This is a genomic window from Bradyrhizobium sp. SZCCHNS1050 (assembly GCF_032484785.1).
GTDB lineage: Bacteria > Pseudomonadota > Alphaproteobacteria > Rhizobiales > Xanthobacteraceae > Bradyrhizobium.
In genome coordinates this window covers 2,131,100-2,155,037 of sequence record NZ_JAUETR010000001.1, presented here as the reverse complement: position 1 = coordinate 2,155,037, position 23,938 = coordinate 2,131,100, and the positions used below count along the sequence as shown (strand labels likewise).

Here is a 23,938-nt window from a genome sequence, read left to right as displayed (position 1 = left end):
CGCATTGCGGCGGAAAGAGGAGGGCGTCGTGCGAGATAATATCGCGCGACGCGCGAAGGCGGGCTTACAATGCGCGCGGCCTGTCGATGGCGAGAAACGCGTCGAACAACGTCAGGCCCGCATGAGGCTTTGCGCCTTCGAGCGACAGCAGCCGACGCTTGGAGACGATGCCGCTGTTGGGCGACGGCTTGTCGAGTCCGTTGCCGATGTCACGCACGCGGTGACAGGGAACGATCAGCACGAGCGCATTCCTACTCAGCGCCTGCGCGATCGAATTTAGCGCCTTGGGAACGTGCAGTTCGTCTGCGATCGCGTCGGCGGTGCGCGTCTCGCCGCGCGGAATGGCGCGAATGCAATCATAGACGCGCTGGTTGAACGGCGTGACGCCGTCGAGGTCGAGCGCAACGTCGGAGAAGTCGACGTCCTGCCCGCGCAGCATGGCCGCGATGCCTTCGATGGCGAGTTCAGTATTCGAACACGGGCGCTGCTCCCGTGCGTCGGGAAACTGACGAAACAGGCGCCGCCGCGTCTCGATTTCCCGTGCTTCCGGCAATTGTACGCCGGTGATTCCGACATCGCTCCACGCAATGCCGCAACGGCCGAGGGCCGTATCAAAGATCGTATACCCACGCCCCATGACGCCACCCCAACCCACACCACATCATATCATCGTCACGATCGCCCGCATCAACTTTGTTTACAAAGTGTTAACAGCGTGACCTGACCGGGGCGGGTTTGCCCTGATTTGGGTGATGGTTGTCAAGCGTGCCGTTGCGATCGCTGTCTGCGATCTCTGTCATCGGCATTGCGATCGCGGAATGCGGCGCCGCACGCAGGCGAGGCGCGATCGACCAGAGCCGCTACGGCCGGCTCACCGATACAGGCCTATCGCCGGCGAAATCGGGATCATGCGCAAGCCACAGTTCGAGCAGGCTCAGGAAGGTCACGGTGATCCCGATGGCGATGCTGACATGCATCGCCGACGTATGCACGAATCCGAGCAGCCATGGGGCTGCAACCAGCCACACTCCAAGCGCGACCTTCAGCCACTCCTCCCAATCGGCAAACGCAAGAAGGCCGCCGAGCGAGAGCACGATGACGGCAGCCCCCGCCAACTCAGCGTTGATGCGGCCGACGCTGCCGACGAAGCCGAACAGCCAGGGCGCGACGGCCAGGAACAGACCGCAGCCGAGGGTGTAAAGGTCGAGCGCCGACGGACCCGACATCACGGCGAGGGCTTTCGAGGGGGCGGTCTGAGACGCGGGGCTGTGGCTTTGCATGATGTGAGCTCCCAGGACCTTCACGGCGTGGCGAAACAGGGAGAGGCGCCGCTTCCAACGGGCAAAAGCGCGATCGGCCCGATCCGTTCCGGAGCCTGCGGTTGCGGCCGATCACGATCGGGAGATCAGGCCGGTGGTAGAACTCTTGCGTCTGCCCTCCGGGGCCTTGGCGGTCTCGCGGCAACAAGCCGCTTGGCGAAACGCATGGTCTCGGCTAAGCATTGGCGAGCGCGGGCGTAGTTCAATGGTAGAACGGCAGCTTCCCAAGCTGCATACGAGGGTTCGATTCCCTTCGCCCGCTCCAATGCCGCAATGTCCTGCTGCGGTGCCCTGCAAGATCAGCTTCGTACGATAGCCGACGGCCGCGAAGCTGACGGGCGTTTTGCATAGATCGCCTCGATTTCCTTCGCAAAGCTCCGCTCGATCGCCGGACGCTTGTTCTTCAACGTCGGCGTGATCAGGCCTTCCTGCACGGTCCACGGCTCCAAGGTCCAATGCACCGCCTTCGGCGTCGCGTAGGACGGATAGGCCTTCGCGGCTCGCGCAATGTGGCGCAGCAGAGAGGCCGCTTCGGCCTCGGTGCCGCGCTGGCCGTGCGCCGCGAGCCTCGCCTGCTGCTCAGCCCAGCCCTTGGCGTTGAGCACGACGATCGCGGTCAGGAACGGCCGGTTCTCGCCGATCACGATGGCCTGCTCGAACAGCGGATCGGTCAGGATCGCGGTTTCCAGATCGGCGGGCGCAATCTTCTCGCCGGTCGAGGTGACGAGGATGTCCTTGATCCGACCGGTGATGGTGATGCGTCCGCTGTCGATGCGGGCCTGGTCGCCGGTGTGCAGCCAGCCGTCGGCTTCCCTGGTGCGCGCGGTCTCCTCCGGCCGGTGCCAATAGCCGAGCATCACGTTTGGGCCGCGCACCATCAACTCGTCATTGTCGCCGATGCGCACCTCGATGCCCGGCAGGGCGCGGCCGACGGTGCGCGGGTCGTTGTCGTCAGGCGTGTTGACGCTGACGACGGGCGATGTCTCGGTCATGCCGTAGCCCTGCAGCACCTCGAGCCCGAGCGCCAGGAACAGCCGCACCACCGGCTCGGCGATCGGGGCGCCGCCGCTGACGGCGACGTGCAGCCGTCCGCCGAATCGAGCCAGTACCTTGGCGGCGACCAGGCGTTGCAGCAGCGGCCACGCGATACGGTCGAACGCCGAGAGTCTCGTCCCGCGCCCATGCTGCGCATCGAAGCGACGGCCGCCGATCGCGATGGTCAGGTCGAGCAGCACCCGTTCCAGCGGGTTTGCGATCGCGCGGTGATGCATGATGACCGAGTAGATGCGCTCATAGATGCGCGGCACGGAGATCAGGATGGTCGGACGGACCTCCACCAGATCTTCGGACAGCTGCTTCACCGAGCGCGCATAGGCGACGCAGGCGCCGATGGCGATCGGGTAGTAGTAGCCCGCGGTGCGCTCGAACGTGTGTGACAGCGGCAGGAACGACAGGAATACGTCGTCGGTATCGGCCGCCAGCCGCTGATGAATGGCCTTGAGGTTGGAAACGACGTTGTCGTGCGACAGCATCACACCCTTGGGTCGGCCCGTCGTGCCCGAGGTGTAGACGATGGCGGCGAGGTCGTGCGGCGCGATGGCGATCCGGGTGCCGGGAGGCGTGGCATCGCCGGCCGCCTTCAACCACGCCTCCAGATCGACGAGGCGCGGATCGCCGGTCGGCGGGGTCGTTTGCCGGTCGGCGCAGACGATCCGCCCCAGGTCGGGCAGGGCCTCGCCGACCGCTGCGATCTCATCCCAGCGTGTGTCCGAATCGACCAGCAGCAGCCGGGCACCGGAATCGGCGAGGATGTAGGCGATGCTGTCGGCATTATCGACGGCATGCATCGGCACCGGCACCAGGCCGAGCGAGAGCGCGGCCTGGTCAATGGCGAGATGCGCGATCCCGTTCGGCATCAGGATGGCGACACGCTCCCCCTGGGCGAAGCCCTCGGCCGCGAGCGCTCGCCGCCATCGCTCGACGACGAGATCGATCTCGCGCCAGCAGAAGCTCGCCCATCGGCCGCTTCCTGCGTCGAAATGTCGGTAGGCCTGCTTGTCCGGGCTCCGTTCGACGCGCCAGCGCCAGAGTTCGGGCAAGGTGGTGATACCGGCCAGCGTGTCGGCCGCCATGGCGTGATCATCGATGGGATTTGAGTGCTGCACGCCCGTCTCCGGCGATCCTGAACTCCGTCGCGAAGCAGAAGCTCTGCAGCGGCGGACCGGGTCCGACGTTGACGTAGCGCAATCACCACGAGACAGATCGTGCGTCTGCGCATGGGAGCCCGGCAATCGCGGCAGGCCGACCCCGCTGTGGGAGGTCGGGCGGATCGGGGCGTCCGTCAGGCGCCCTGCGGGACCTTGTCGAGAAACCCGGTGACGCGCTGGATGCGGCCGTCGGCCAGCTCGACGAAATCCGTGCCCAGGATCGGGGCTTCCGCATTCTCGGGGCCGAGCTCCCAGGAAAAGCGGAGATGACGACCGTGGCCGTCCGCGGAGCCGATCAGGCGAAAGCGGAAGTCGGGAAAGCGCTGCTGCACGCCCGCGACCAGGCCGTCCACGGCATCGCGTCCTTCGCCGCGCATCAGCGGGTCGACATAGAGCGCATCCGCGGTCCAGTGACGTGCGAGCAATGCGCCGCGCTGCGCGGCATCGCGTTCGTTCCACAGCGCGATGTAGCTCTCGGCGATCTCGGTCGGGTTGGTCATTGGTGCTCTCCATGTTGTGAACGATGAGGAGCCCATCATCGCGCCCGGCGCGCAGCGAATCGATTACGTCGAACGTCATCTCATCCGGAATGACAGAACTGTAAGTTGCCGCCCGTTTGCGCGAGGGCTACGCCACGCGCAGAGGCGGTGCGGGGAATGCGTCTCATGATGTCCGACACTTGGAAGTGGATTGCCGTCGCAATCTGTCTTGTGCTGTTCACGGCGGATACCGTGCTCAAGCCGCAGGACAAGCCCAATCGCATGGTGTTCTTCGAGCTGCATCGCGGCGAGAGCCCGACGATGATCGGCATGATGCGCGACGACCTCGTCAAGCTGCCGGGACGCGGCGCCAGCCGCATCCGCGATGCGCTCGCGCGCGGCGAGACGTTAACGGTCTGGCAATATGAATTAAGAAAGATTGAAGACGGCAGCTATCAGGAGGTGCCGGAGCGGCAGATCCAGCTCGGCGCCGCCGATGCGCCGCTCGTCACCTTTGGTGCACGGATTCGGCTGCCCGATAATTAGTTCGGTCCAGACGGCGAAAGCATCGGGAGGCAGATCGTCTCCCCGGCTGCCAGCGCGATATCGGCCCGACCTCGCTCCATCTCCCGATCCAGACGGCGCGGTGCGAGGAGAGACCCTGCCGCGCCCGCTTGCGGCGCGAGGGCTCGGCCGAACGGTCCAACCTTGTGATTGCATCCGTCGCATCTCCGGATTTCGGCCATGCCGTCGGGGCTGGCGGAAGCCCGCACCTGCGATCGTGATCGCACGAGCACCCCTGGGCCGGCGATGAGCGGGCGAGCGTCCCGCCGTCACTGGGCAGCGGGGCGCGTGTCGCGCGGAAGCTCGGCCCCGGGTTTCTCCGGAGTGTCGTTTGTGCCGCCGTGACGCCGCTGCCGCGCCGATGGGCGAATCATGCCGGGCCTCTGCCTTGCTCGTGGCGCCACCGCCATGTCCGGAACCAGCGTTGGTCCATTTTCGGTGGTAGCGACTCATTGGTGCAGCGGGCTTGCAACACTCGCGGTGAATTTGGCTTTCGCAGCTGCGCTCTCCTGGACAAAAACACGATCTCGAAACACGCTGCATTTGCGATTTGGATTTGGCTTTCGCGTTCCGGTTCTGCGGATGGGGTCGTGATTGCAAGGTCCACCGCAGTCCAAGCATCACAAGAAGCGCATCACACGAAGCGTGCCAAAGTCGGTCAGATCGGTTTTCGCCGGGTTGCACTGGGGCTCGACATGAAATTCTGGACGGGATTGCTTGCGGTCGTTCTGTTGCTGTCGGGGGTCGGCGCCAGCCAGGCCGTGGTCCGGATCGCCGATGACCGCGGTGGCCGGATCGGAACCTATGTCGACAAGTACCAGGGCCTGCGATCCTCCGGTGAGTATGTGATCATCGACGGGCTCTGCGCATCGGCCTGCACCATCGTGCTTGGGGCGATCCCGCACGAGAAGATCTGTGTCACCTCGCATGCCAATCTCGGCTTCCACGCCGCCTGGGATTTCGGCGCCAACGGCCGCGCCGTCACCAATCCCGAGGCGACCCAGATGCTGTACTCGATGTACCCTTCGCCGATCCGCCGCTGGATCACCCAGCGCGGCGGCCTGACGCCCCGGATGATCTTCCTGAAGGGCAGGGAGCTGCAGGCAATGTACAAGCCCTGCTATATGGATGCCCAGGCGTCCTCTCCGGCCTCCTCGCACGTCGTGCCCAATGCACCGACCATCTCGCCGGCTGCCGCCAAGGCCTCTGCCTCCCATTGATCACACTGAGGCACTAGTCGCTTCGGGTGATCGCGGCCCGACTGCGGCGCTTGCCTGGACCGGCTGCGGGGCTTATCTGGAGCGAGAGGGGTGGGCCGCTTGGCCGGCTCCGGCCGATGAGTACGCCATCATGCAGCCTCTTTCAGCGCCCCAAGAGATACCGTCCGCATCGCGAGCCCGGCGTCCGGCCTCTGCTCCGGCCCTCGCGGCGGGGATCGCGGCGATCGGGCTCGTCGTCGGCGCCGTGACGATGTGGGTGCAGTACGGGACCGCGGTGTTCTTCGAGACCATCGCGGCCGGCTGGCAGGCCTGCTTCTGAGAGACAGTGAAGGAGCGCGCAATGCCGTCCAATGTCACCCGTCCGCTGGTGATCGTCGGAGCCTTCGCCGCCAGCCTGGTGGTCGGGTTGTCGCTGATGTTCCTTGTCATGGGCGGCGGCCGCAACATCGCGGCGCCGGCCGCGATCGGCGGCCCGTTTCAGTTGACCGACCAGAGCGGTGCCGTCGTCACCGAGAAGAGCCTGGAAGGGCGGCCGACGCTGATCTTCTTCGGCTTTACCCATTGCCCGGACGTCTGTCCGACCTCGCTGTTCGAGATCTCCGAGGTGCTGCGCGCGATGGGCAAGGACGCCGATAGCGTCAACGCCTATTTCGTCTCGGTCGACCCCGAGCGCGACAATCCGGCCGCGATGAAGGACTACCTCTCCAGCTTCGACCCGCATCTGAAGGGCCTGACCGGCGATCCCGAGGTGCTGGCGAAGGTTCTCACCGAGTACCGGGTCTATGCCAAGAAGGTCCCGCTGAAGGACGGCGATTACACCATGGACCACACCGCTTTGGTGTATCTGATGGACCGCAACGGCCGGTTCGTCGCACCGTTCAACCTGAAGCGGACGCCCGAGGAAGCCGCGGCGGATCTCAAGAAATACCTCTGAGCGCGTTAACGCTCCAGCCGGGCGGCCGCCTCCGGGCCGAATCCAGCCTCGAATTTGCGCATGGATGGTCTATAAGGCGCTGACCATCGGGACCGCTGATGCCGACCGTCTTGTCAAAGCCCGTGAAATCCGCGCCTGCGGCCGGCGCCGCCATTGCCGGCGCGCTGCTGTGCTTCGGCCTGGCCGCAGCCGGCTCGGAGGCGCGCGCCCAGGCGCCGGTGCGGCCGGCGGTCGAAGCGGCGCCGCAGGCCGTCCCTGGGTTCTGGGACCCGCGACGCCGACCGGAGCGGCCCGATCTGTCGCGCCTCACGGTGATTCGGTTCCTGACCGAGACCGACTATCCTCCGTTCAACTTCACCGGTCCGGACGGCAATCCGGCCGGCTTCAACGTCGATCTTGCCAGGGCGATCTGCGACGAGATCAGGGTGACCTGCACCGTCCAGATGCGCCGGTTCGAAACCCTGCTCGACGCGCTGTCCTCCAACCGGGGCGATGCGATCATCGCCTCGATCGCGGTGACGCCGCAGATGCGGGCGCGGGCCGATTTCTCCGATCCGTATTACCGGGCGCCCGCGCGTTTCGTGTCCCGCCGCGACGCCGTCATGACCGAGATCCGCCCCGAATTTCTCGAGGGCAAGAAGATCGGCGCCGTCGCCGGCACCGCGCACGAGGCTTACCTCAAGGCGATGTTCACCGACGCCGAGATCAAGAGCTATCCGAACGACGAGGCGCTGCGGCAGGCGCTGCGCCGGGCCGAGGTCGACCTGATCTTCGGCGACGGCATTTCGCTGGCGTTCTGGGTCAATGGCACCGATTCCGGCGATTGCTGCGCCTTTTCCGGTGGACCTTTCGTCGAAAGCCGCTATTTCGGCGAGGGCGTCGGCATCGCCGTGCGCAAGGGCAACGACCTCTTGCGCCAGGCGCTGAACTGGGCGCTGTTCCGGGTCTGGGAAAAAGGCCGCTACACCGACCTGTGGCTGCGCTACTTCTCGATCAGCCCGTTCTAGCGCTTGCCGTCGTTCCGGGGCGCGTCGAAGACGCGAACCCGGAACCTCGAGATTCCGGGTTCGATGCTTCGCATCGCCCCGGAATGACGGGTATCATGACCTCTGTTTTGCACTGACGTCTTCGGAGAAGTCTTTTTCACGATGTCCACGATCGATCTCGTCCCAACCAGCCCGAGCGACCTGCGCGCGCTTGCCGAAAACTCCAACGCCTGGCCGTTCGAGCAGGCGAAGGCGATCGTCAACCGGCTGAAGAAGAATCCGAAGGACGAGGTGCTGTTCGAGACCGGCTACGGTCCGTCCGGCCTGCCGCATATCGGCACCTTCGGCGAGGTCGCGCGCACCACCATGGTGCGCCACGCCTTCCGCGTGCTGACCGAGGACAAGATCAAGACCCGCCTGATCGCCTTCTCCGACGACATGGACGGCCTGCGCAAGGTGCCGGACAATGTGCCGAACAAGGAGATGCTGGCCACCCACCTCGGCAAGCCGCTGTCGCGAATCCCCGACCCGTTCTCCAACGAATATCCCTCGTTCGCCGCGCACAACAATGCGCGGCTGCGCGCCTTCCTCGACCGGTTCGGCTTCGACTACGAGTTTGCCTCGTCGACCGAGTACTACACCTCCGGCAAGTTCGACGCGGCGCTGCTGCGGATGCTGGAGCGGCTGGAGAAGGTGATGGCGATCATGCTGCCGTCCTTGCGCGAGGAGCGCGCGGCGAGCTACTCGCCGTTCCTGCCGATCTGCCCGCGCACCGGCCTCGTGCTGTACGTGCCGATCGTCGAGCACGACGCCAAGGCCGGCACCATCTCCTATGACGATCCCGAAACCAGGGAGCGCATGACCGTTCCGGTCACCGGCGGCCATTGCAAGCTGCAATGGAAGCCGGACTGGGCGATGCGCTGGCATGCGCTGGGCGTCGACTATGAAATGGCCGGCAAGGACCTGATCGACTCGGTGAAGCTGTCGGGCAAGATCTGCGCGGCGCTCGGTGGCACGCCGCCGGAGGGCTTCAACTACGAGCTGTTCCTGGACGAGAAGGGCCAGAAGATCTCGAAGTCGAAGGGCAACGGCCTGACCATCGACGAATGGCTGCGCTACGCCTCGCCGGAATCGCTGTCGCTGTTCATGTATCGCGAGCCCAAGGCGGCGAAGCGGCTGTATTTCGACGTCATCCCCCGCAACGTCGACGATTACCAGCAGTTCTTGGAAGGCTTTCCGAAGCAGGACGCCAAGCAGCAGCTCGGCAACCCGGTCTGGCACATCCATTCCGGCAAGCCGCCGAAGGCCGACATGCCCGTCACCTTCCAGCTGCTGCTGACCCTGGTGTCGTCGTCGAACGCGGAGAATGCCGAGACGCTGTGGGGGTTCATCGGCCGCTACCGGCCCGGCGTGACGCCGCAGACCCATCCCAAGCTCGACGCGATGGTCGGCTACGCCATCAACTACTATCGCGACTTCGTGGCGCCGACCAAGACCTTCCGCGAGCCGACCGAGGGTGAGCGCGTGGCGCTGCAGGACCTGCGCGATGCGCTGTCGAACCTGCCGGCTGACGCGACGGCCGAGGACATTCAGAACGTGGTCTACGAGATCGGCCGCCGCGAGCCGTTCCTCGACCACGCCAAGAAGGGCAAGGACGGCCGCCCCGGTGTCTCGCTCGACTGGTTCAACATGCTCTACCAGGTGCTGCTCGGCCAGGAGAAGGGCCCGCGCTTTGGGTCCTTCGTCGCGGTCTACGGCGTCAACAATGCGGTGGCGATGATCGACGGGGCATTGGCACGCAGCGCGTGATTGCCAAGCTCATCGCGCCACCAAAGGTGTCGTCCCGGCCTTGCGCCGGGACCCATAACCACCGGCCGTCGTGAGGCGGCTGATATCCGCCACCTTCCAAGACAATCAAGCTTCCGCGGCATGGGTCCCGGCGTTCGCCGAGACGACGGCCGAATGCGCGGCGGCGCCTTCGCCCGCTGCGCGGCCTGCGTCCTACGCCCCCTGCAGCACGAAGCGGCGGTCGAGCTTCTGCACCGGGCGGGCGTTCATCGGATACAGCTTGGCGAATTTCGCCACGTCCGCTTCCGCGACCGAGACCGGCTCGCTCAGCAGCAGCCATTCGACCACCTCTGAGCAGGGCGGCGTCGTCAGCGAGCCGGCATAGCGATAATAGGAGCGGCGCGCCGGCAGCATCATGTTGGGGTTGATACGCGGATCGGCCTTGACCGCGGGACCCTCCTTGTCCGGCATCGTCGCGACGATCTGAGCGAAGGCGGGGTTCGGACGCCCGGTGGTCATGAGAACACCGACGACGGCGAGGCCGCCGGAGGCGGCGCGGTGCACGAAATGCGCCTCCATCGGATAGTTCTTGCCGCCGATCTGATGCTCGCTCGGACGATGGAAATGCACCTGCAGCAGCTTGTAGGTGGTGCCCTCGAGCTTCATGGTGCTGCTGCCGTCGGCGAAGTTGAGCTGGATGGTGTGACCATTGTTGACGATGGTGTCGGCGGTCCTGGCCCAGCTCAGTCGGAAGTCGGGAAGCTGGGCCCGGGTCGAGTGCTCGATGTCGATGGGCGATTGCTGGGTGCCGACGCTGCAGACCTTGTTGGCCGCATCGAGATCGCCCCATTTGGCCGGCCCGGTCGCGCCCTCATAGCTCCAATGCGGGGCGCCTTCGGCGGCAAAGCCCGGGGTAGCGCAGACGGGGCACAGGGCGAGCCCCGCAAGGGCCTTCAAGACGTGGCGGCGGTCCATGACAATCTCCAAAGGTTCAAGCGCGGGCATGATCGGTTGCGAATCGCGCGCAACAGGAAAGCCGAATCGGGTTAACTCTTGCTGAGGAACCGGTTGCATCCCCGCGAGCTCGCATCACTCGGATACAACCTGAGCGGGTCGGCCGCCGGACTGTCCCGGGCAAACGATGCTTGAGTTCGCTGCCCCCTGCCGATACGGTCGGCCGCTCCCGAAAACATCAGCAAACTCAAGCTCAAGCCAGGACCGCGCAAAGGTGCCCAAAATCTACAAAATCTGCTCAGCTTCGGCCTGGCGCGAGGCAGAGCGGCTGGGCGTCTACCGCGGCAGCGCGGACGATCTGCGCGACGGGTTCATCCATTTTTCGACCGCCTCCCAGGTGCCGGAGACGGCGCGGAAGCACTTTTCGGGGCAGAGCGCGCTGTTCCTGGTCGAGGTCGAGGCGGACGCGCTCGGCCATGCGCTGCGTTGGGAGCGTTCGCGCAATGACGAGCTGTTCCCGCATCTGTATGGCGAGCTCGATCTCGGCGCCGTGACCGGCGTGCACCAGATGCACAGCCGTGCCGATGGCGGCCACGACATTCCGGACCTGAAGCCGTGATTCGCGCCTTCGACCAGCTTTCGCTGCCGCTGCTCCGCTGGCTCGACGCCGAGGACGCGCACCGGCTCGCCATCCAGGGCCTGAAGCTGCTGCCGGCGATCAAGCCGCGACCGGATGATGCCAAGCTCGCGGTGCGCGCCTTCGGCCTGAACTTCCCGAATCCGGTCGGCATGGCCGCCGGCTTCGACAAGAACGCCGAGGTGCCGGACGCGCTGCTGCGGCTCGGCTTCGGCTTCGTCGAGATCGGTTCGGTGACTCCGCGGCCGCAGAGCGGCAATCCGCGCCCGCGGCTGTTCCGGCTGGAGCGCGACGAGGCGGTCATCAACCGCATGGGTTTCAACAATGACGGCGCCGAGATCGTGCTGCGGCGCCTGGCCGGGCGCGCCCACCAGGGCGGCATCGTCGGCGTCAATGTCGGGGCCAACAAGGATTCGGTCGACCGTGTCGCCGACTACGTCCGGCTGATCGAGACCTTCGCGCCGGTGGCGAGCTATTTCACCGTCAACATCTCCTCGCCCAACACGCCGGGCCTGCGCAACCTGCAGCAGGCGTCTCAGCTCGACGAGCTGCTGTCCAAGGTGCTCGAGGCGCGCGACCGCGTGCGGCGGAAAGCCGGCGATACGCCGGTCCTGCTCAAGATCGCACCCGATCTCAGCCTCGCCGAGCTCGACGACGTCGTCCATGTCGCCCGCTCGCGCGGCGTCGACGGCATGATCGTGTCGAACACGACGCTCGCCCGGCCCAGCTCGCTGCGCGAGCAGTTGCGCGCCAAGGAGCAGGGCGGCCTGTCCGGGCGGCCGCTGTTCCGGCTGTCGACCCGCATGGTGGCCGAGACCTTCGTGCGCGTCGAAGGTGCGTTCCCGCTGATCGGCGTCGGCGGCATCGACACCGGCGGCGCCGCGCTCACCAAGATCCGCGCTGGCGCCAGCCTGATCCAGCTGTATTCCTCGCTGGTCTACAAGGGCCTCGGCCTGGTCGAGAGCATCAAGGCCGACCTGACCTCGACCCTGCTGCGGACGGGACGCGATTCGCTGTCGGAGATCGTCGGTGCGGACGCCGCGACGATCACCGCCGAGGATTGGCCGGTTTAGACGCGCTTGATCTTCGGCGAAGAGTGTAGGGCGAGCGAGATCGCAGAGCGCGCTGCGCGATACAGCGCCCTCTACAAACTCTGTTTGTTGCTGAACGACGCCCGCAGCAGCGCCGGATAGCGTGCAGCCTGGAAGCCGCCGCGCGCCGCGTAGAAGCCGAGCATCGCGATCCACAGGCCCGTATTGCCGAAGCCGCGCAGCGCCAGCCAGGTGCCGAGGAAGACGACCAGCGCCGCCACCATGAGGTTGCGCATGTCGCGCGCCCAGGTGGCGCCGATATAGACGCCGTCGAATGCGAAGGCGAACACCGACAGCAGCGGCGATGCCACCACGAACGGCAGATAGTCGCGCGCCGCGCGGCGCACCGCATCGCTTGCCGTCATCACGTCGATCAGCACCGGCCCGAACAGCGCGAAGATCGCGGCCACCGCGAGCGCGAAGCCGAAGCCCCAGGCGAGCACCAGCCTTGTGGCGCCGGAAAAGGCGTCGCGGTTGCGCGCGCCGAACGCATAGCCGCAGAGCTGCTCGGCGGCGTTGGCGAGGCCGTCGAGGAAGAACGCGGCCATCAGCAGGAAATTGTTCAGCACCGCGTTGGCGGCCAGCGTCGTGTCGCCGGCGCGCGCGCCCTGCGAGGTGAAGAACAGGAAGGCGACGATCATCGCCGCAGTGCGGATCATGATGTCGCGGTTGACGGCCATCATGTGCATCAGCTTGGCTCGGTCGAGCAGCGCCGCCCGCGACATCCGGGCGTCGGCCTTGACCAATCGGCGCGCCAGCACGAGGCCGATCGCGACACCGACCGTCTCCGCGATGACGGCGGCAATCGCCGCGCCGGCGATGCCGGCCTGCAGCATCTGAACCAACAGGATGGTCGCGGCCATGTTGATCAGGTTGATCGCGACCTGAATGCCCAGCGCCAGCCGTGCGCGTGCCAGTCCGACGAGCCAGCCGAGCAGCACGTAGTTGGCGAGCGCCAGCGGCGCCGACCAGATCCGGACCATGAAGTAGGTCCGGGCCGCGCCGAGCACGGCGTCGCTGCCGCCCATGAGGTCGAAGATGATTGCCCCCAGCGGCAGTTGCAGCGCGATCAGGCTGACGCCGATCAGTGCGGCCAGCGCCAGGCCGCGGATCAGGACCATCAGGATCTCGTCGGTCTCGCCGGCTCCGAGCGATTGCGCGGTGAAGGCGAGCGTGCTGGCGCGCAGGAACGCGAACAGCCAGAACAGGCAGTCGAAGATCACCGAGGCCATGGCGACGCCGCCGAGCATGGCCGCTTCGCCGAGCCGGCCGATCGCCGTGGTCGAGACGATGCCGATCAGCGGCGTCGTCAGGTTGGCGATCATCGCAGGCCCCGCGATGTCGAACACCTGCGCGGTCGTGACTTTGGCTGAAGCGGTCAAGAATGGCCCGTTGATTGGCAATGTGCGCGGCACGCGCGCTTCTGCCGTTCTTAGCGGCCTTTCGCGCCTCCCGGCTAGAGGTCGATGCTCATGCCGTCATGCGCGGCCACGTGGCCGATGCGGTCCAGCCGGCCCAGCATGTCGTCGCTCATATGGGTGAGCACCAGCCGCTTCGGCCGGATCGCGTCGAGATGCGCCTCCAGCACCGCGAGGCTGAGGTGGTTCTTCACCGCCTTGTCGTAGGTGTAGGCCTCGGCGATCAACAGGTCGGCGTTGCGGCCGAGCGGGATCAGGCTCTCCGTCCATTCGGTGTCCGCGGTGTAGGCGACGACCTTGCCCTCCGCCTCGATCCGGTAGCCGAGAAACGGCCCGCCCGAACTGCCGTGGACGACTGGAAACGGCGTCACGCAGACCTCGCCGATGCGCGTCGTCTGCTCCGGTTCAAGCTCGATCACGGACAGCTCGAATTTCCGCGGCGTGCGCGACGAATGCTCGAACAGCGCTTCCATCACCTGCGTCAGCCGCGCCGTGATGCCGGCGGGGCCGGCGATCACCAGCGGCAGCGTCCGCTTCGAAAACTGCGCGTCGAGCAGCAGGAAGGGAAGCCCGGCGAAATGATCGCCATGGAAATGCGTGATCAGGATCAGTTCGATGGCGTTGCTGGCGATGCCGAGCCGCTTCAGCGCCGGCAGCGACGAGGCGCCGCAGTCGATCAGAAGGTTCGTCTGCGCGCCGATCAGATGGAAGCAGGTGTTGGAGTTGCCGCCCGAGCCGAACGCGTCACCGCAGCCGACGAAGCGGAGCTGCATCGGCTGTGGCTCTCTATCGGCCGCGCGGGGCGAACAGCCGCGACAGGAGCCAGACCGGGATCACGATCACCGCGCCGAGCAGGAAGTAGCGCCACAGCCAGTTGAAGGCGTCGAAGCCGAGCTCGTAGAGCCGGATGAACAGCAGCCGGATGCTGTGCAGGATGTTCAGCGGATCGAAGCCGATCGCCGACAGCACGACGCCGACCAGGATCGACAGCAGCACCAGCCGGAACGCCACCGACAGCGGCGAGCCGCCGAGAAAACGGTACAGGCCATCCGAGCTGCGGGCGCGGGCCGGATAGTCCCTGACGTCGTTCGACATGGCATCGTCTCCAGGCGGGTTCGTCGGATTCGCGATCCCGATTATAAGGCACGGCAGGGCAGGTGGGGAACCCGGCTCAGCGCCGCAAGCCGGTTACCGGCAATTAATGTTCCCGGCGCTGTCACGCCGGCGCCTCGCTCTTCAACATCCGCTCCAGGGTCTCCAGCCGGTCGGCCTCGCGCGGCGGCTTGTCCCAGCGCAGCCGGCTGATGCGCGGAAAGCGCATCGCGATGCCGGATTTGTGCCGCGGCGAGCGCTGCAGGCCCTCGAACGCCACTTCGAGCACGAGCCCCTGCTCGGGCTCGTGCACGACATGCCGCACGGGACCGAACTTCTCGGTGGTGTTGCGGCGGACGAAGCGGTCGATCTGCAAGAGCTCCTCGTCGGTGAAGCCGAAATAGGCCTTGCCGACCGGCACGAGCTGATCGCCGCCGTCTCCCGCTGTCCAGACACCGAACGTGTAGTCGGAGTAATAGGAGGAGCGCTTGCCGTGGCCGCGCTGAGCATACATCAGCACGGCATCGATGATGTGCGGATCGTGCTTCCACTTCCACCATTGTCCCTTGGGCCGGCCGGGCAGATACAGCGCGTCGCGCCGCTTCAGCATCACGCCTTCCACCGCGTCGGCATCGTCTCCTGCGCCGGCAGATGCGGGATCGGCGCGCGCGGCCTTCAACTCGTCCCAGGTGGAAAACGCGATGGTCGGCGACAAGTCGACACGCGGTTCGTCGAGTCGCTTGATGAGAGCCTCGAGCCGTTCACGCCGCTCGGCGAACGGCAGCTCACGCAGATCGTTCTCCTCGTCGCCGAGCAGGTCGTAGGCGCGCAGGTGGATCGGGTACTCCTTCATTAGCTTCGGCGACACCGTCTTGCGGTTCAGCCGCTGCTGCAGCACGTTGAAGCTCTGCACGCGGTGATCGCGCACCACCAGCAGCTCGCCGTCGAGCGCGCCGGGCAGATGCAGCGACGGCAGCAGGTCCGGGAAACTCGCCGTGATGTCCTCGCCGCTGCGCGAATACAGCCGTGTGACGACGCGGCCGTCGGCCTCGCGGCCGCTCACCGCCTGCACGCGGATGCCGTCCCATTTCCATTCCGCGATGTAGTCGGCCGCGTTCATGCCGGCGAAGTCGTCGTCCTCGACGGCATGCGCCAGCATCACCGGCCGGAACGGCGCGGGATCGCGATTGACCGGCTTGTCGCCGCGGCCTTCCAGCCAGGCGAACAGGTCGAGATAGGGCGGCGACAGCCCCGGCCAGATCAGCTCGACCTCGTGCGGGTCCTTGTCGCCGAGCGCGGCCGCTGCGGTCTTGGCCAGGCGCGCGGAGATGCCGATGCGCAAAGCGCCGGTGACCAGCTTCAGCAGTGCCCAGCGCCCGGTCTCGTCGAGCTCATCCAGCCATTGCGCGAGTTGCCGCGGCATCTCGGTCTTGCCGAGGGTGCGCAAGGTGGTGACAACCTCGGTCAGCGTCGGCGGTGGCGGGTTGTTGTGGCCGGGTGTGGGGTCCCTCGTGAGACCGCCCGTGGGGTACACCCCTCCCTGCCCCTCCCCCACAAGGGGGGAGGGAATAGAGGGAGTGGTGCTTGGGGACGCCAGAAGTGAGGTGGGAGCGGTGCTCGATATCGTCCGGGACGGCAACTCCGCGCCGAACTGCGCTCCCTCCCCCCTTGTGGGGGAGGGCTGGGGAGGGGGGTGCCCCGCGACGCCCGGCTGATTGTGAACGCCCTTCGGCCACATCAGCGCGACGGTCTCCGAGAGATCCCCCACATAATCATACGACAGCGCGAACAGCACCGGATCGGTGCGCGCGGCGATCAGGTCGCGGATCAGCGCCGGCTTGGCGTGCTTGAACGACAGCGCGCCGGTGAGCGCGCCCAGCGCGTAGCCGCGATCGGGATCCTCGACCTCGCGGAAATACGACGTCAGCAGGCGCAGCTTGTTGTTGCGGCCGGGCTCATAGGTGAGGCGGTCGAGCAGCTCGGCGAAGCGGTTCATGCCTCGGCGTCCTCCGTGGCCACCACCTCGCTTTCCTCCTCGTCGCCGTAGCCGACCAGATCGAGCGGCCGGGCCGCGAGTCCCTTGGCTTGGCACCAATGCACCAGCGCGTCCTCCTGCCCATGGGTGACCCACACCTCGCTTGCGCCGGTCGCGGCGATGGTGGTGGTGAGCCCGTCCCAGTCGGCATGATCCGAGATCACCAGCGGCAGCTCGATGCCGCGCTGCCGGGCCCGTGCGCGCACCCGCATCCAGCCCGAGGCGAAGGCGGTGACGGGATCGGGAAAGCGGCGGGTCCACAGGTCGGAGGTCGCACTCGGCGGCGCCAGGGTAATGGTGCCGGCAAGCTCGGCCTTCTTGACGCCCTTCACGGGCCGGAGCTCGCCGAGCGCGATTCCCTTGTCTTGATAGTAGCGCGTGATCTTGTCCATCGCGCCATGCAGGTAGATCGGCCGATCATAGCCGGCCTCGCGGATCAGCGCGATGACACGCTGCGCCTTGCCGAGCGAGTACGCGCCGACCAGGTGCGCGCGCTCGGGAAACAGCACCACCGAGGCCAGCAGCTTGTTCACCTCCAGCGCCGCGTCGCCGTGACGGAACACGGGCAGGCCGAACGTCGCCTCGGTGATGAAGACGTCGCATTGCACCAGCTCGAACGGTGCGCAGGTCGGATCGCGCGCATCCTTGTAGTCGCCGGAGGCGACGATGCAGGTGCCGCCGCAGGACACCTTGATTTGCGCCGAGCCCAGCACATGGCCCGCAGGGTGGAAACTGACGGTGACGTCACCCAGCCTGATCCGTTCGCCATAGCCGATCGCCTGCGTGGAGCCTGCAAAGTTGTCGCCATAGCGCAGCCGCATGATGTCGAGCGTTTCCTGGGTCGCCAGCACCGCGCCGTGGCCGGGGCGGGCGTGGTCGGAATGGCCATGGGTGATCAGCGCCCGCTCGACCGGGCGCACGGGATCGATGTGAAAGCCGCCGGCCTTGCAGCAGAGGCCGGACGGAACGGGCAGCAGAATGTCTTGCGGACGCATGTGGGTCATATAGGTCATGCAAGACGCGTTTTCAGGCCGTCCCAGTTTCCATCTCGTCATGCGCGGGCTTGACCCGCGCATCCATCTCCTCGATGAGAAGTTCGCATTGACGACGATGGTTCCCATGCCCCACCGCCTGTTCCTGTCCTCCGGCGATCTGATCGCCGACCGCCGCTACGAGTTCGCCCGCGACCTGCAATTGAAGGGCGACCTGGTCGCGGCCGCCGAGGTGATGGAGCAGGCCATCGAGGTCGCCCCCAACTTCGCCTCGGCCTGGTTCGAGCTCGGCAAGATCCGTCTCGGTCTGGGCGAAACCGACAAGGCGATCTCGGCCTTCCAGAACGCCTGTGCCGCCGATCCGGATGATCGTCACGGCGCCGCCGTGCATCTGATGCAGCTCGGCGCCGCGCCGCTGTCGGACATGCCCAAGGCCTATGTGCAGTCGCTGTTCGATCAGTATGCGCCGCGCTTCGAGGCCGAGCTGACCGAGCGGCTCAACTACCGCGCGCCGGCGATCCTGTTCAAGGCGGTGCTCGCGGTGCGCGCGGCCGAGCGCAAGCCGGCCTACTTCAAGCGCGCGATCGATCTCGGCTGCGGCACCGGGCTGGGCGCGGCGGCGTTCGCCAAGAACGTCGACAGCATCATCGGCATCGACCTGTCGGCCGGCATGATCGCGGAAGCGCGCGCCACCGGGCTCTACGCCGGGCTCGAGGTCGACGACATGACCGCAGGGCTGCAGCGCCAGGACGATGCGTCTGCGGATCTCATTCTTGCTGCCGATGCGATGGTCTATGTCGGCGACCTCGGCCCGGTGTTGCGCGAGGCGCAACGTGTGCTGAGGCCGGGCGGACTGCTGGCCTTGACCGTCGAGACCCATGACGGCGACGGTGTCATCATGGGCAAGGGGCTGCGCTATGCCCATGGCGCGGAATATGTCCGTGGCGTGATCGCAGCCGCGGGATTGAAGCTGGCCCATCTCGCGCCGGCGTCGCCGCGGACCGAGGAGCAGTTGCCGGTGCGCGGGCTGGCCGTGGTCGCGGCCAGGACTTGAGTCTAGACGCTATTGAATGCGCTGCACGCGGCGTCCAATGCGGCAACTTCGCTCTTGCCGCAGCTCTCCCGATGCCAAAAAATGTCGGCAGTCTAGGGAGAGACAAAAATGAAAAAACATCTGACGCGGCGCGATTTCTGCGCCACCGCGCTTGCGACCATCGGCGCCTCGACGATCGCTTCGCCCCATGTCTGGGCCGCCGAGAAGAAATATGATGCCGGCGCCAGCGATACCGAGATCAAGATCGGCCAGACCATTCCGCATTCCGGCCCCGGTTCGCTGTATGGCGTGCTCGGCCGTGTCGGCGAGGCCTATTTCCAGATGCTCAACGAGCAGGGCGGCATCAACGGGCGCAAGGTCAAGTTCCTGACGATGGACGATGCCTATAGCGCGCCCAAATGCGTCGAGGCGACGCGGCGGCTGGTCGAGCAGGACGAGGTGCTGGCGCTGTACGGCTCGCTCGGTACCGCGCCGCAGACCGCCGTGCACAAATACCTCAACTCCAAGGGCGTGCCGCAGCTCCTGCTCAACACCGGCGCCTCGAAGTGGAACGACCCCAAGAACTACAAATGGACCATGGCCGGCCTGCCGCTGTATCCGACGGAGGCGCGCATTCTCGCCAAGCATGTGCTGAGCGTGAAGCCGGAAGCCAAGATCGGCATCCTCTATCAGAACGACGATTTCGGCCGTGACTTCCTGGAGCCGTTCAAGAAGGTGCTGGCCGACGCCGGCGGCAAGGCGCAGGTGATCATGGAGCAGACCTATGATCTCACCGAGCCGACGGTGGACTCGCAGCTGATCAACCTGTCGAAGTCGGGCGCCGACGTGTTCTACAACATCAGCACGGGCAAGGCCTCGTCGCAGTCGATCCGCAAGGTGGCCGAGCTCGGCTGGAAGCCGCTGCAGCTGCTGTCGGCGGGCTCGACCGGCCGTTCGATCCTGTCTGCCGCCGGCCTCGAGAATGCCAAGGACATCGTCGCGATCCGCTATTCCAAGGACGCCGGCGTGCCGCAATGGAAGGACGATCCCGACGTGAAGGGCTTCGAGGCGCTGCGCGCCAAGTACCTGCCCAACATCGATCCCGACAACACCATCGCCTATGCCGGCTACGGCCAGGCGGTGTCGATGGGTGAGATCCTGCGCCGCTGCGGCGACACGCTGACCCGCGAGAACGTGCTCAAGCACGCCACGACACTCGCCGGCTTCCACTCGCCCTTCTTCCTCGATGGCGTCAATTACGCCTACACGCCGGACGACTATACGCCGATGAAGACGCTCTACATCTCGATCTTCGACGGCAAGGACTGGAGCATCTCCGAGAAGCCGATGACGGAGTAGGCGTGGCGCTGCGTCTCAGTCGTCGTTGCGAGCGAAGCGACGCAATCCGGACTTCCTTCGCGGACGCAGTCTGGATTGCCTCGCCGCTTCGTTCCTCGCAAAGACGATGGTGTCAGGGATGCAGCCCGAACCTCTGCTGTCGTCCCTGCGAACGCATAACCACCGGCTCGGGTGGGACGATGACCGGCAGTTGCGTCTCACCGATCGATCCCGCTGCATGGGTCGCTGCGCTCGCAGGGACGACGGCAGAGGGCGGGGAGGCAGGCCGGTGCAAGTACTGCGGCCCTCGACGAAATGCGCGGGACTGCCTACCTGTCTCTGGTGCCGCCCCGTACCTCACCAGCCTCGAATGAGCCCAGCGCTCCGCTGCCCGACCATTTCACCGAATGGTTCGCAGCGCGCGGCTGGGCGCCGCGCGCGCATCAGCTGGCACTGCTGGAGAAGGCTCGCGCGCAACGCTCGGCGCTGCTGATCGCCCCGACCGGCGCCGGCAAGACGCTCGCCGGGTTCCTGCCGACCTTGGTGGAGCTCGGCTCCGCCGTCGCGCCGAAGCATCGTTCTGTTCTTGCCAAGACATCCGCTCTCTCCACTCCCGCTCCCCTTGTGGGGGAACGGCGGGGAGGGGGGCCTCCGGCGGCGGTGTCGATGGTGACACCCGGCACCGAGCCGAATGCACTGGTCGAACTCCCGAACACGGAAAAGAGCAAGCAGACGGTGAACCGCATCCCGCGACCCGCCGGCCTGCACACGCTCTACATCTCCCCGCTCAAGGCGCTCGCGGTCGACATCGCGCGCAATCTCGAGGCGCCGATCTCCGAGATGGGCCTGCCGATCAAGGTCGAGACCCGCACCGGCGACACGCCGGTGTCCCGCCGGCAGCGGCAGCGCCGCTATCCGCCGGATATCCTGCTGACCACGCCGGAGCAGATGGCGCTGCTGCTGTCGTCCGACGATGCGCCGTTCCTGTTTTCCTCGCTGAAGCGCGTCGTGCTCGACGAGCTGCATGCGCTGGTCACCTCCAAGCGCGGCGATCTCTTGTCGCTCGCGCTGGCGCGGCTGTGGCGGCTTGCGCCGGACATGCGCATGATCGGCCTGTCGGCGACCGTCGCCGAGCCGGAGCAACTCGCGCGCTTCCTGGTGCCGCAGCCGTGCGGCGGCATAGCCGCGGCCGACGTCGTGGTCGCCGGCGGCGCCGCGCCGCCGGTGGTCGAGATGCTCGATACACAGGAGCGGCTGCCGTGGGCCGGCCACAGCGCGCGCCATGCGCTGGCCGAGATGTACGAGCTGATCAAGCGAAACAAGACCACGCTCGTGTTCGTCAACACCCGCAGTCAGGCCGAGATGCTGTTCCAGGAGTTCTGGCGCATCAACGACGACAATCTCGCCATCGCCCTGCATCACGGCTCGCTCGACGTCGCGCAGCGCCGCAAGGTCGAGGATGCGATGTCGGCCGGCAGGCTGCGCGGCGTCGTCTGCACCTCCTCGCTCGATCTCGGCGTCGATTGGGGCGACGTCGATCTCGTGATCAATGTCGGCGCGCCCAAGGGCTGCTCGCGGCTGATGCAGCGCATCGGCCGTGCCAATCACCGGCTCGACGAGGCTTCGCGGGCGGTGCTGGTGCCGGCCAACCGCTTCGAGGTGCTGGAATGCTCGGTCGCGATCGATGCCATCGCCGACAATGCGCAGGACACGCCGCCTTTGCGTACCGGCGCGCTCGACGTGCTGGCGCAGCACGTGCTCGGCTGCGCCTGCGCCGAGCCGTTTCTCAGCGACGAGCTCTATGTGGAGGTCATCACGGCGGCCCCCTATGCGTCGCTGTCGCGCGCTGATTTCGACGATGTCGTCGACTTCGTCGCCACCGGCGGCTATGCGCTGAAGACTTATGAGCGGTTCGCCCGCATCAAGCAGGATGCGAGGGGGCGCTGGCGCGTCGCCAATCCCAAGGTGCGGCAGAGCTATCGCCTGAACGTCGGCACCATTGTCGAGGAGGCGATGCTGAAGGTGCGGCTGGTGCGCTCGCGCGGCGGGGCCAAGGGCACGACCGGCGCGATCGCGCGCGGCGGACGGCTGCTCGGCGAGATCGAGGAGGCGTTCATCGAAGGCCTCACCCTCGGCGATACGTTCGTGTTCAGCGGCGAGATCGTGCGCTACGAGGCGCTGGCCGAGGACCAGGTCTATGTGTCGCGCGCCAATGATTCCGATCCGAAGGTGCCGTCCTACATGGGCGGCAAGTTTCCGCTGTCGACCTATCTCGCCGAGCGCGTGCGCGGCCTGCTCGACGACCGCACCGCCTGGAGCGCGTTGCCGGAGCAGGTGCGCGACTGGCTGTCCTTGCAGAAGGACGTGTCGCGCATCCCGGCCCGGCGCGAGCTTTTGGTCGAGACCTTCCCGCGCTCCAACAAGCACTACATCGTCTGCTATCCGTTCGAGGGCCGCCTCGCGCATCAGACGCTCGGCATGCTGCTGACGCGCCGGCTCGAGCGGGCGCGCGCCCGGCCGCTCGGCTTCGTCGCCAACGAATATGCGCTTGCGGTGTGGGGGCTCGGCGACATGTCGCTGATGGTCAAACAGGGGCGGCTCGATCTCGCCGCGTTGTTCGACCCGGATATGCTTGGCGACGATCTCGAGGCGTGGCTCGCCGAATCCGCGCTGATGAAGCGCACGTTCCGCTCGTGCGCCATCATCTCCGGCCTGATCGCGCGGCGGTCGACGACCGAGGAGAAGACGCGCCGCCAGGTGCTGTTCTCGACCGATCTGGTCTATGACGTCCTGCGCCGGCATCAGCCCGATCACATGCTGTTGCGCGCGGCGCGCGCCGATGCCGCCACCGGCCTGCTCGATCTGAAGCGGCTCGGTGATATGCTCCAGCGCATCGAGGGACGAATCACCCATCGGGAACTCGATCGCGTCTCGCCGCTGGCGGTGCCGGTGATGCTGGAAATCGGCCGCGAATCCGTCTATGGCGAGGCCGCCGACGAGCTCCTGGCCGAGGCTGCCGAGGAACTCGTGAAGGAAGCGATGGGGTAGATCGAGAAGCGAGGCGGACTTGCGGGGGACTTTCTGCGCATCGGGCATGATGGACGTCGCCGGCACCGCGCTGCGCGTCGATCTCTCCGGCGCGCTGGTGTGGGACGAGCAGCGTCTGCTCGTCGTCTCCGATCTGCATCTGGAAAAGGGCTCGAGCTACGCGTCGCGCGGCACCTTGCTGCCGCCGTTCGATACCGTTGCGACTCTCAATCGCCTCACAGCCGTGATCGCCCACTACAATCCGCGCGTCGTGATCGCGCTTGGCGACAGCTTTCACGATCGCGATGCGCATACGCGTCTCACCGGCGACGACCGCGCCTGCATCGCCAACCTGCAGGTCGGCCGCGACTGGGTCTGGATCACCGGCAACCACGATCCGGCCCCGCGCGGCATCGGCGGCGAACTGGCCGACGCGGTCACGCTCGGCGCGGTGACGTTCCGTCACGAGCCCTCCGGCGCGCGCGGCGAGATCGCCGGCCATCTGCATCCGAAGGCGCGCGTCGCGACACGAGCGCGCACGCTGGAGCGGCGCTGCTTCGTCTGCGATGGCGAGCGCGCCGTGATGCCGGCGTTCGGCGCCTATGCCGGGGGCCTGAGCGTGCGCGACGCGGCCTTCGCCAAGCTGTTTCCGAAGCGCGCCTTCATCGCGCATGTGCTGGGAGATAGGCGTCTGCACAGCATCGCCGCGGCGCGGTGCTATTAGTTGGATGATGGAAATTCATTAGTTGGATGAGTGATCAGAGGTCGAACGGATCATTCGAAGTTGGACTGATCATGCCCGCCGCGCGCACCGCTGTGCCCTC

22 protein-coding genes and 1 tRNA gene are annotated in these 23,938 nt (G+C 66.5%); 13 read left to right on the top strand and 10 right to left on the bottom strand.

All coding sequences use genetic code 11. The annotated features are described in order from the left end of the window. Positions 1 to 64: 64 nt before the first annotated feature. Both QX094_RS09820 and QX094_RS09815 read right to left on the bottom strand, forming a co-directional pair. A complete protein-coding gene (locus tag QX094_RS09820) occupies positions 65 to 637 on the bottom strand; it encodes a methylated-DNA--[protein]-cysteine S-methyltransferase (RefSeq protein WP_315827965.1) in 573 nt (190 codons plus the stop codon). A 223-nt stretch (positions 638 to 860) separates the two neighbouring features. Next, positions 861 to 1,280: an SPW repeat protein gene (locus QX094_RS09815; RefSeq protein WP_316165596.1), complete on the bottom strand. Its 420-nt coding sequence runs from the start codon at positions 1,278 to 1,280 to the stop codon at positions 861 to 863. A 230-nt stretch (positions 1,281 to 1,510) separates the two neighbouring features. Here QX094_RS09815 and QX094_RS09810 point away from each other — a divergent pair. Then, positions 1,511 to 1,584 (top strand) — tRNA-Gly (locus tag QX094_RS09810). A gap of 34 nt (positions 1,585 to 1,618) precedes the next feature. On the opposite strand, the gene QX094_RS09805 is transcribed toward QX094_RS09810, so the two are convergent. After that, positions 1,619 to 3,484 (bottom strand): AMP-dependent synthetase/ligase, encoded by a 1,866-nt coding sequence (locus QX094_RS09805; RefSeq protein WP_316187876.1) that lies wholly within the window; start codon positions 3,482 to 3,484, stop codon positions 1,619 to 1,621. 176 nt (positions 3,485 to 3,660) lie between these two features. Then, on the bottom strand, positions 3,661 to 4,026 hold the full coding sequence (locus tag QX094_RS09800) for a nuclear transport factor 2 family protein (RefSeq protein ID WP_316187875.1): 366 nt from the start codon (positions 4,024 to 4,026) through the stop codon (positions 3,661 to 3,663). A 165-nt stretch (positions 4,027 to 4,191) separates the two neighbouring features. On the opposite strand from QX094_RS09800, the gene QX094_RS09795 reads away from it, so the two are divergent. From QX094_RS09795 to QX094_RS09770, 6 genes are all read left to right on the top strand, one after another. Continuing rightward, the gene (locus QX094_RS09795) at positions 4,192 to 4,551 is read left to right on the top strand and encodes a hypothetical protein (protein WP_315717159.1); all 360 of its coding nucleotides are present in this window, start codon (positions 4,192 to 4,194) and stop codon (positions 4,549 to 4,551) included. Positions 4,552 to 5,264: 713 nt separating this feature from the next. Beyond that, a complete protein-coding gene (locus QX094_RS09790) occupies positions 5,265 to 5,789 on the top strand; it encodes a hypothetical protein (RefSeq protein WP_315751255.1) in 525 nt (174 codons plus the stop codon). Positions 5,790 to 5,919: 130 nt separating this feature from the next. After that, positions 5,920 to 6,108: a hypothetical protein gene (locus QX094_RS09785; RefSeq protein WP_315751257.1), complete on the top strand. Its 189-nt coding sequence runs from the start codon at positions 5,920 to 5,922 to the stop codon at positions 6,106 to 6,108. A 21-nt stretch (positions 6,109 to 6,129) separates the two neighbouring features. Beyond that, positions 6,130 to 6,723: an SCO family protein gene (locus QX094_RS09780; RefSeq protein ID WP_315717162.1), complete on the top strand. Its 594-nt coding sequence runs from the start codon at positions 6,130 to 6,132 to the stop codon at positions 6,721 to 6,723. Positions 6,724 to 6,821: 98 nt separating this feature from the next. After that, positions 6,822 to 7,730 carry a transporter substrate-binding domain-containing protein gene (locus QX094_RS09775; protein WP_316187874.1) on the top strand — a complete coding sequence of 303 codons (909 nt, stop codon included), beginning with the start codon at positions 6,822 to 6,824 and terminating at the stop codon, positions 7,728 to 7,730. Between the two features lie 141 nt (positions 7,731 to 7,871). Next, positions 7,872 to 9,518 (top strand): lysine--tRNA ligase, encoded by a 1,647-nt coding sequence (locus tag QX094_RS09770; RefSeq protein ID WP_315751260.1) that lies wholly within the window; start codon positions 7,872 to 7,874, stop codon positions 9,516 to 9,518. A gap of 192 nt (positions 9,519 to 9,710) precedes the next feature. On the opposite strand, the gene QX094_RS09765 is transcribed toward QX094_RS09770, so the two are convergent. Next, a complete protein-coding gene (locus tag QX094_RS09765; protein WP_315717954.1) occupies positions 9,711 to 10,472 on the bottom strand; it encodes a carbonic anhydrase family protein in 762 nt (253 codons plus the stop codon). A gap of 253 nt (positions 10,473 to 10,725) precedes the next feature. On the opposite strand from QX094_RS09765, the gene QX094_RS09760 reads away from it, so the two are divergent. Together QX094_RS09760 and QX094_RS09755 are read left to right on the top strand one after the other, a co-directional pair. Continuing rightward, the gene (locus QX094_RS09760; RefSeq protein ID WP_315717953.1) at positions 10,726 to 11,070 is read left to right on the top strand and encodes a DUF952 domain-containing protein; all 345 of its coding nucleotides are present in this window, start codon (positions 10,726 to 10,728) and stop codon (positions 11,068 to 11,070) included. Next, positions 11,067 to 12,161: a quinone-dependent dihydroorotate dehydrogenase gene (locus QX094_RS09755; protein WP_315717952.1), complete on the top strand. Its 1,095-nt coding sequence runs from the start codon at positions 11,067 to 11,069 to the stop codon at positions 12,159 to 12,161. The genes QX094_RS09760 and QX094_RS09755 overlap by 4 nt, the downstream gene beginning before the upstream one ends. A gap of 71 nt (positions 12,162 to 12,232) precedes the next feature. Here QX094_RS09755 and QX094_RS09750 read toward each other — a convergent pair whose 3' ends face one another. The 5 genes from QX094_RS09750 to QX094_RS09730 all read right to left on the bottom strand — a co-directional run bounded on the left by QX094_RS09750 (position 12,233) and on the right by QX094_RS09730 (position 17,728). Then, positions 12,233 to 13,528, bottom strand: a complete 1,296-nt coding sequence (locus tag QX094_RS09750) for an MATE family efflux transporter (protein WP_316188205.1) — start codon at positions 13,526 to 13,528, stop codon at positions 12,233 to 12,235. 107 nt (positions 13,529 to 13,635) lie between these two features. Further along, complete coding sequence (locus tag QX094_RS09745) at positions 13,636 to 14,370, bottom strand: MBL fold metallo-hydrolase (RefSeq protein WP_316187873.1); 735 nt, start codon at positions 14,368 to 14,370, stop codon at positions 13,636 to 13,638. A 13-nt stretch (positions 14,371 to 14,383) separates the two neighbouring features. Continuing rightward, positions 14,384 to 14,692, bottom strand: a complete 309-nt coding sequence (locus tag QX094_RS09740) for a DUF6460 domain-containing protein (protein ID WP_315717950.1) — start codon at positions 14,690 to 14,692, stop codon at positions 14,384 to 14,386. A gap of 121 nt (positions 14,693 to 14,813) precedes the next feature. Further along, positions 14,814 to 16,685 carry an ATP-dependent DNA ligase gene (locus tag QX094_RS09735; protein ID WP_316187872.1) on the bottom strand — a complete coding sequence of 624 codons (1,872 nt, stop codon included), beginning with the start codon at positions 16,683 to 16,685 and terminating at the stop codon, positions 14,814 to 14,816. Then, positions 16,682 to 17,728: a ligase-associated DNA damage response exonuclease gene (locus QX094_RS09730; RefSeq protein ID WP_316188204.1), complete on the bottom strand. Its 1,047-nt coding sequence runs from the start codon at positions 17,726 to 17,728 to the stop codon at positions 16,682 to 16,684. Before QX094_RS09730 ends, QX094_RS09735 begins: the two co-directional genes overlap by 4 nt. A 115-nt stretch (positions 17,729 to 17,843) precedes the next feature. Between QX094_RS09730 and QX094_RS09725 the strand changes: the two genes are divergently transcribed. The 4 genes from QX094_RS09725 (at position 17,844) to pdeM (ending at position 23,838) form a co-directional block, all read left to right on the top strand. Further along, positions 17,844 to 18,770 carry a class I SAM-dependent DNA methyltransferase gene (locus QX094_RS09725; protein ID WP_316187871.1) on the top strand — a complete coding sequence of 309 codons (927 nt, stop codon included), beginning with the start codon at positions 17,844 to 17,846 and terminating at the stop codon, positions 18,768 to 18,770. 108 nt (positions 18,771 to 18,878) lie between these two features. Beyond that, entirely contained in the window at positions 18,879 to 20,108 is a 1,230-nt protein-coding gene (locus QX094_RS09720) for an ABC transporter substrate-binding protein (protein ID WP_316187870.1), read from the top strand. Between the two features lie 294 nt (positions 20,109 to 20,402). Further along, positions 20,403 to 23,135 carry a ligase-associated DNA damage response DEXH box helicase gene (locus tag QX094_RS09715; protein ID WP_316187869.1) on the top strand — a complete coding sequence of 911 codons (2,733 nt, stop codon included), beginning with the start codon at positions 20,403 to 20,405 and terminating at the stop codon, positions 23,133 to 23,135. A 49-nt stretch (positions 23,136 to 23,184) separates the two neighbouring features. Further along, entirely contained in the window at positions 23,185 to 23,838 is a 654-nt protein-coding gene (pdeM, locus tag QX094_RS09710) for a ligase-associated DNA damage response endonuclease PdeM (RefSeq protein WP_315769738.1), read from the top strand. Positions 23,839 to 23,938 lie beyond the last annotated feature (100 nt).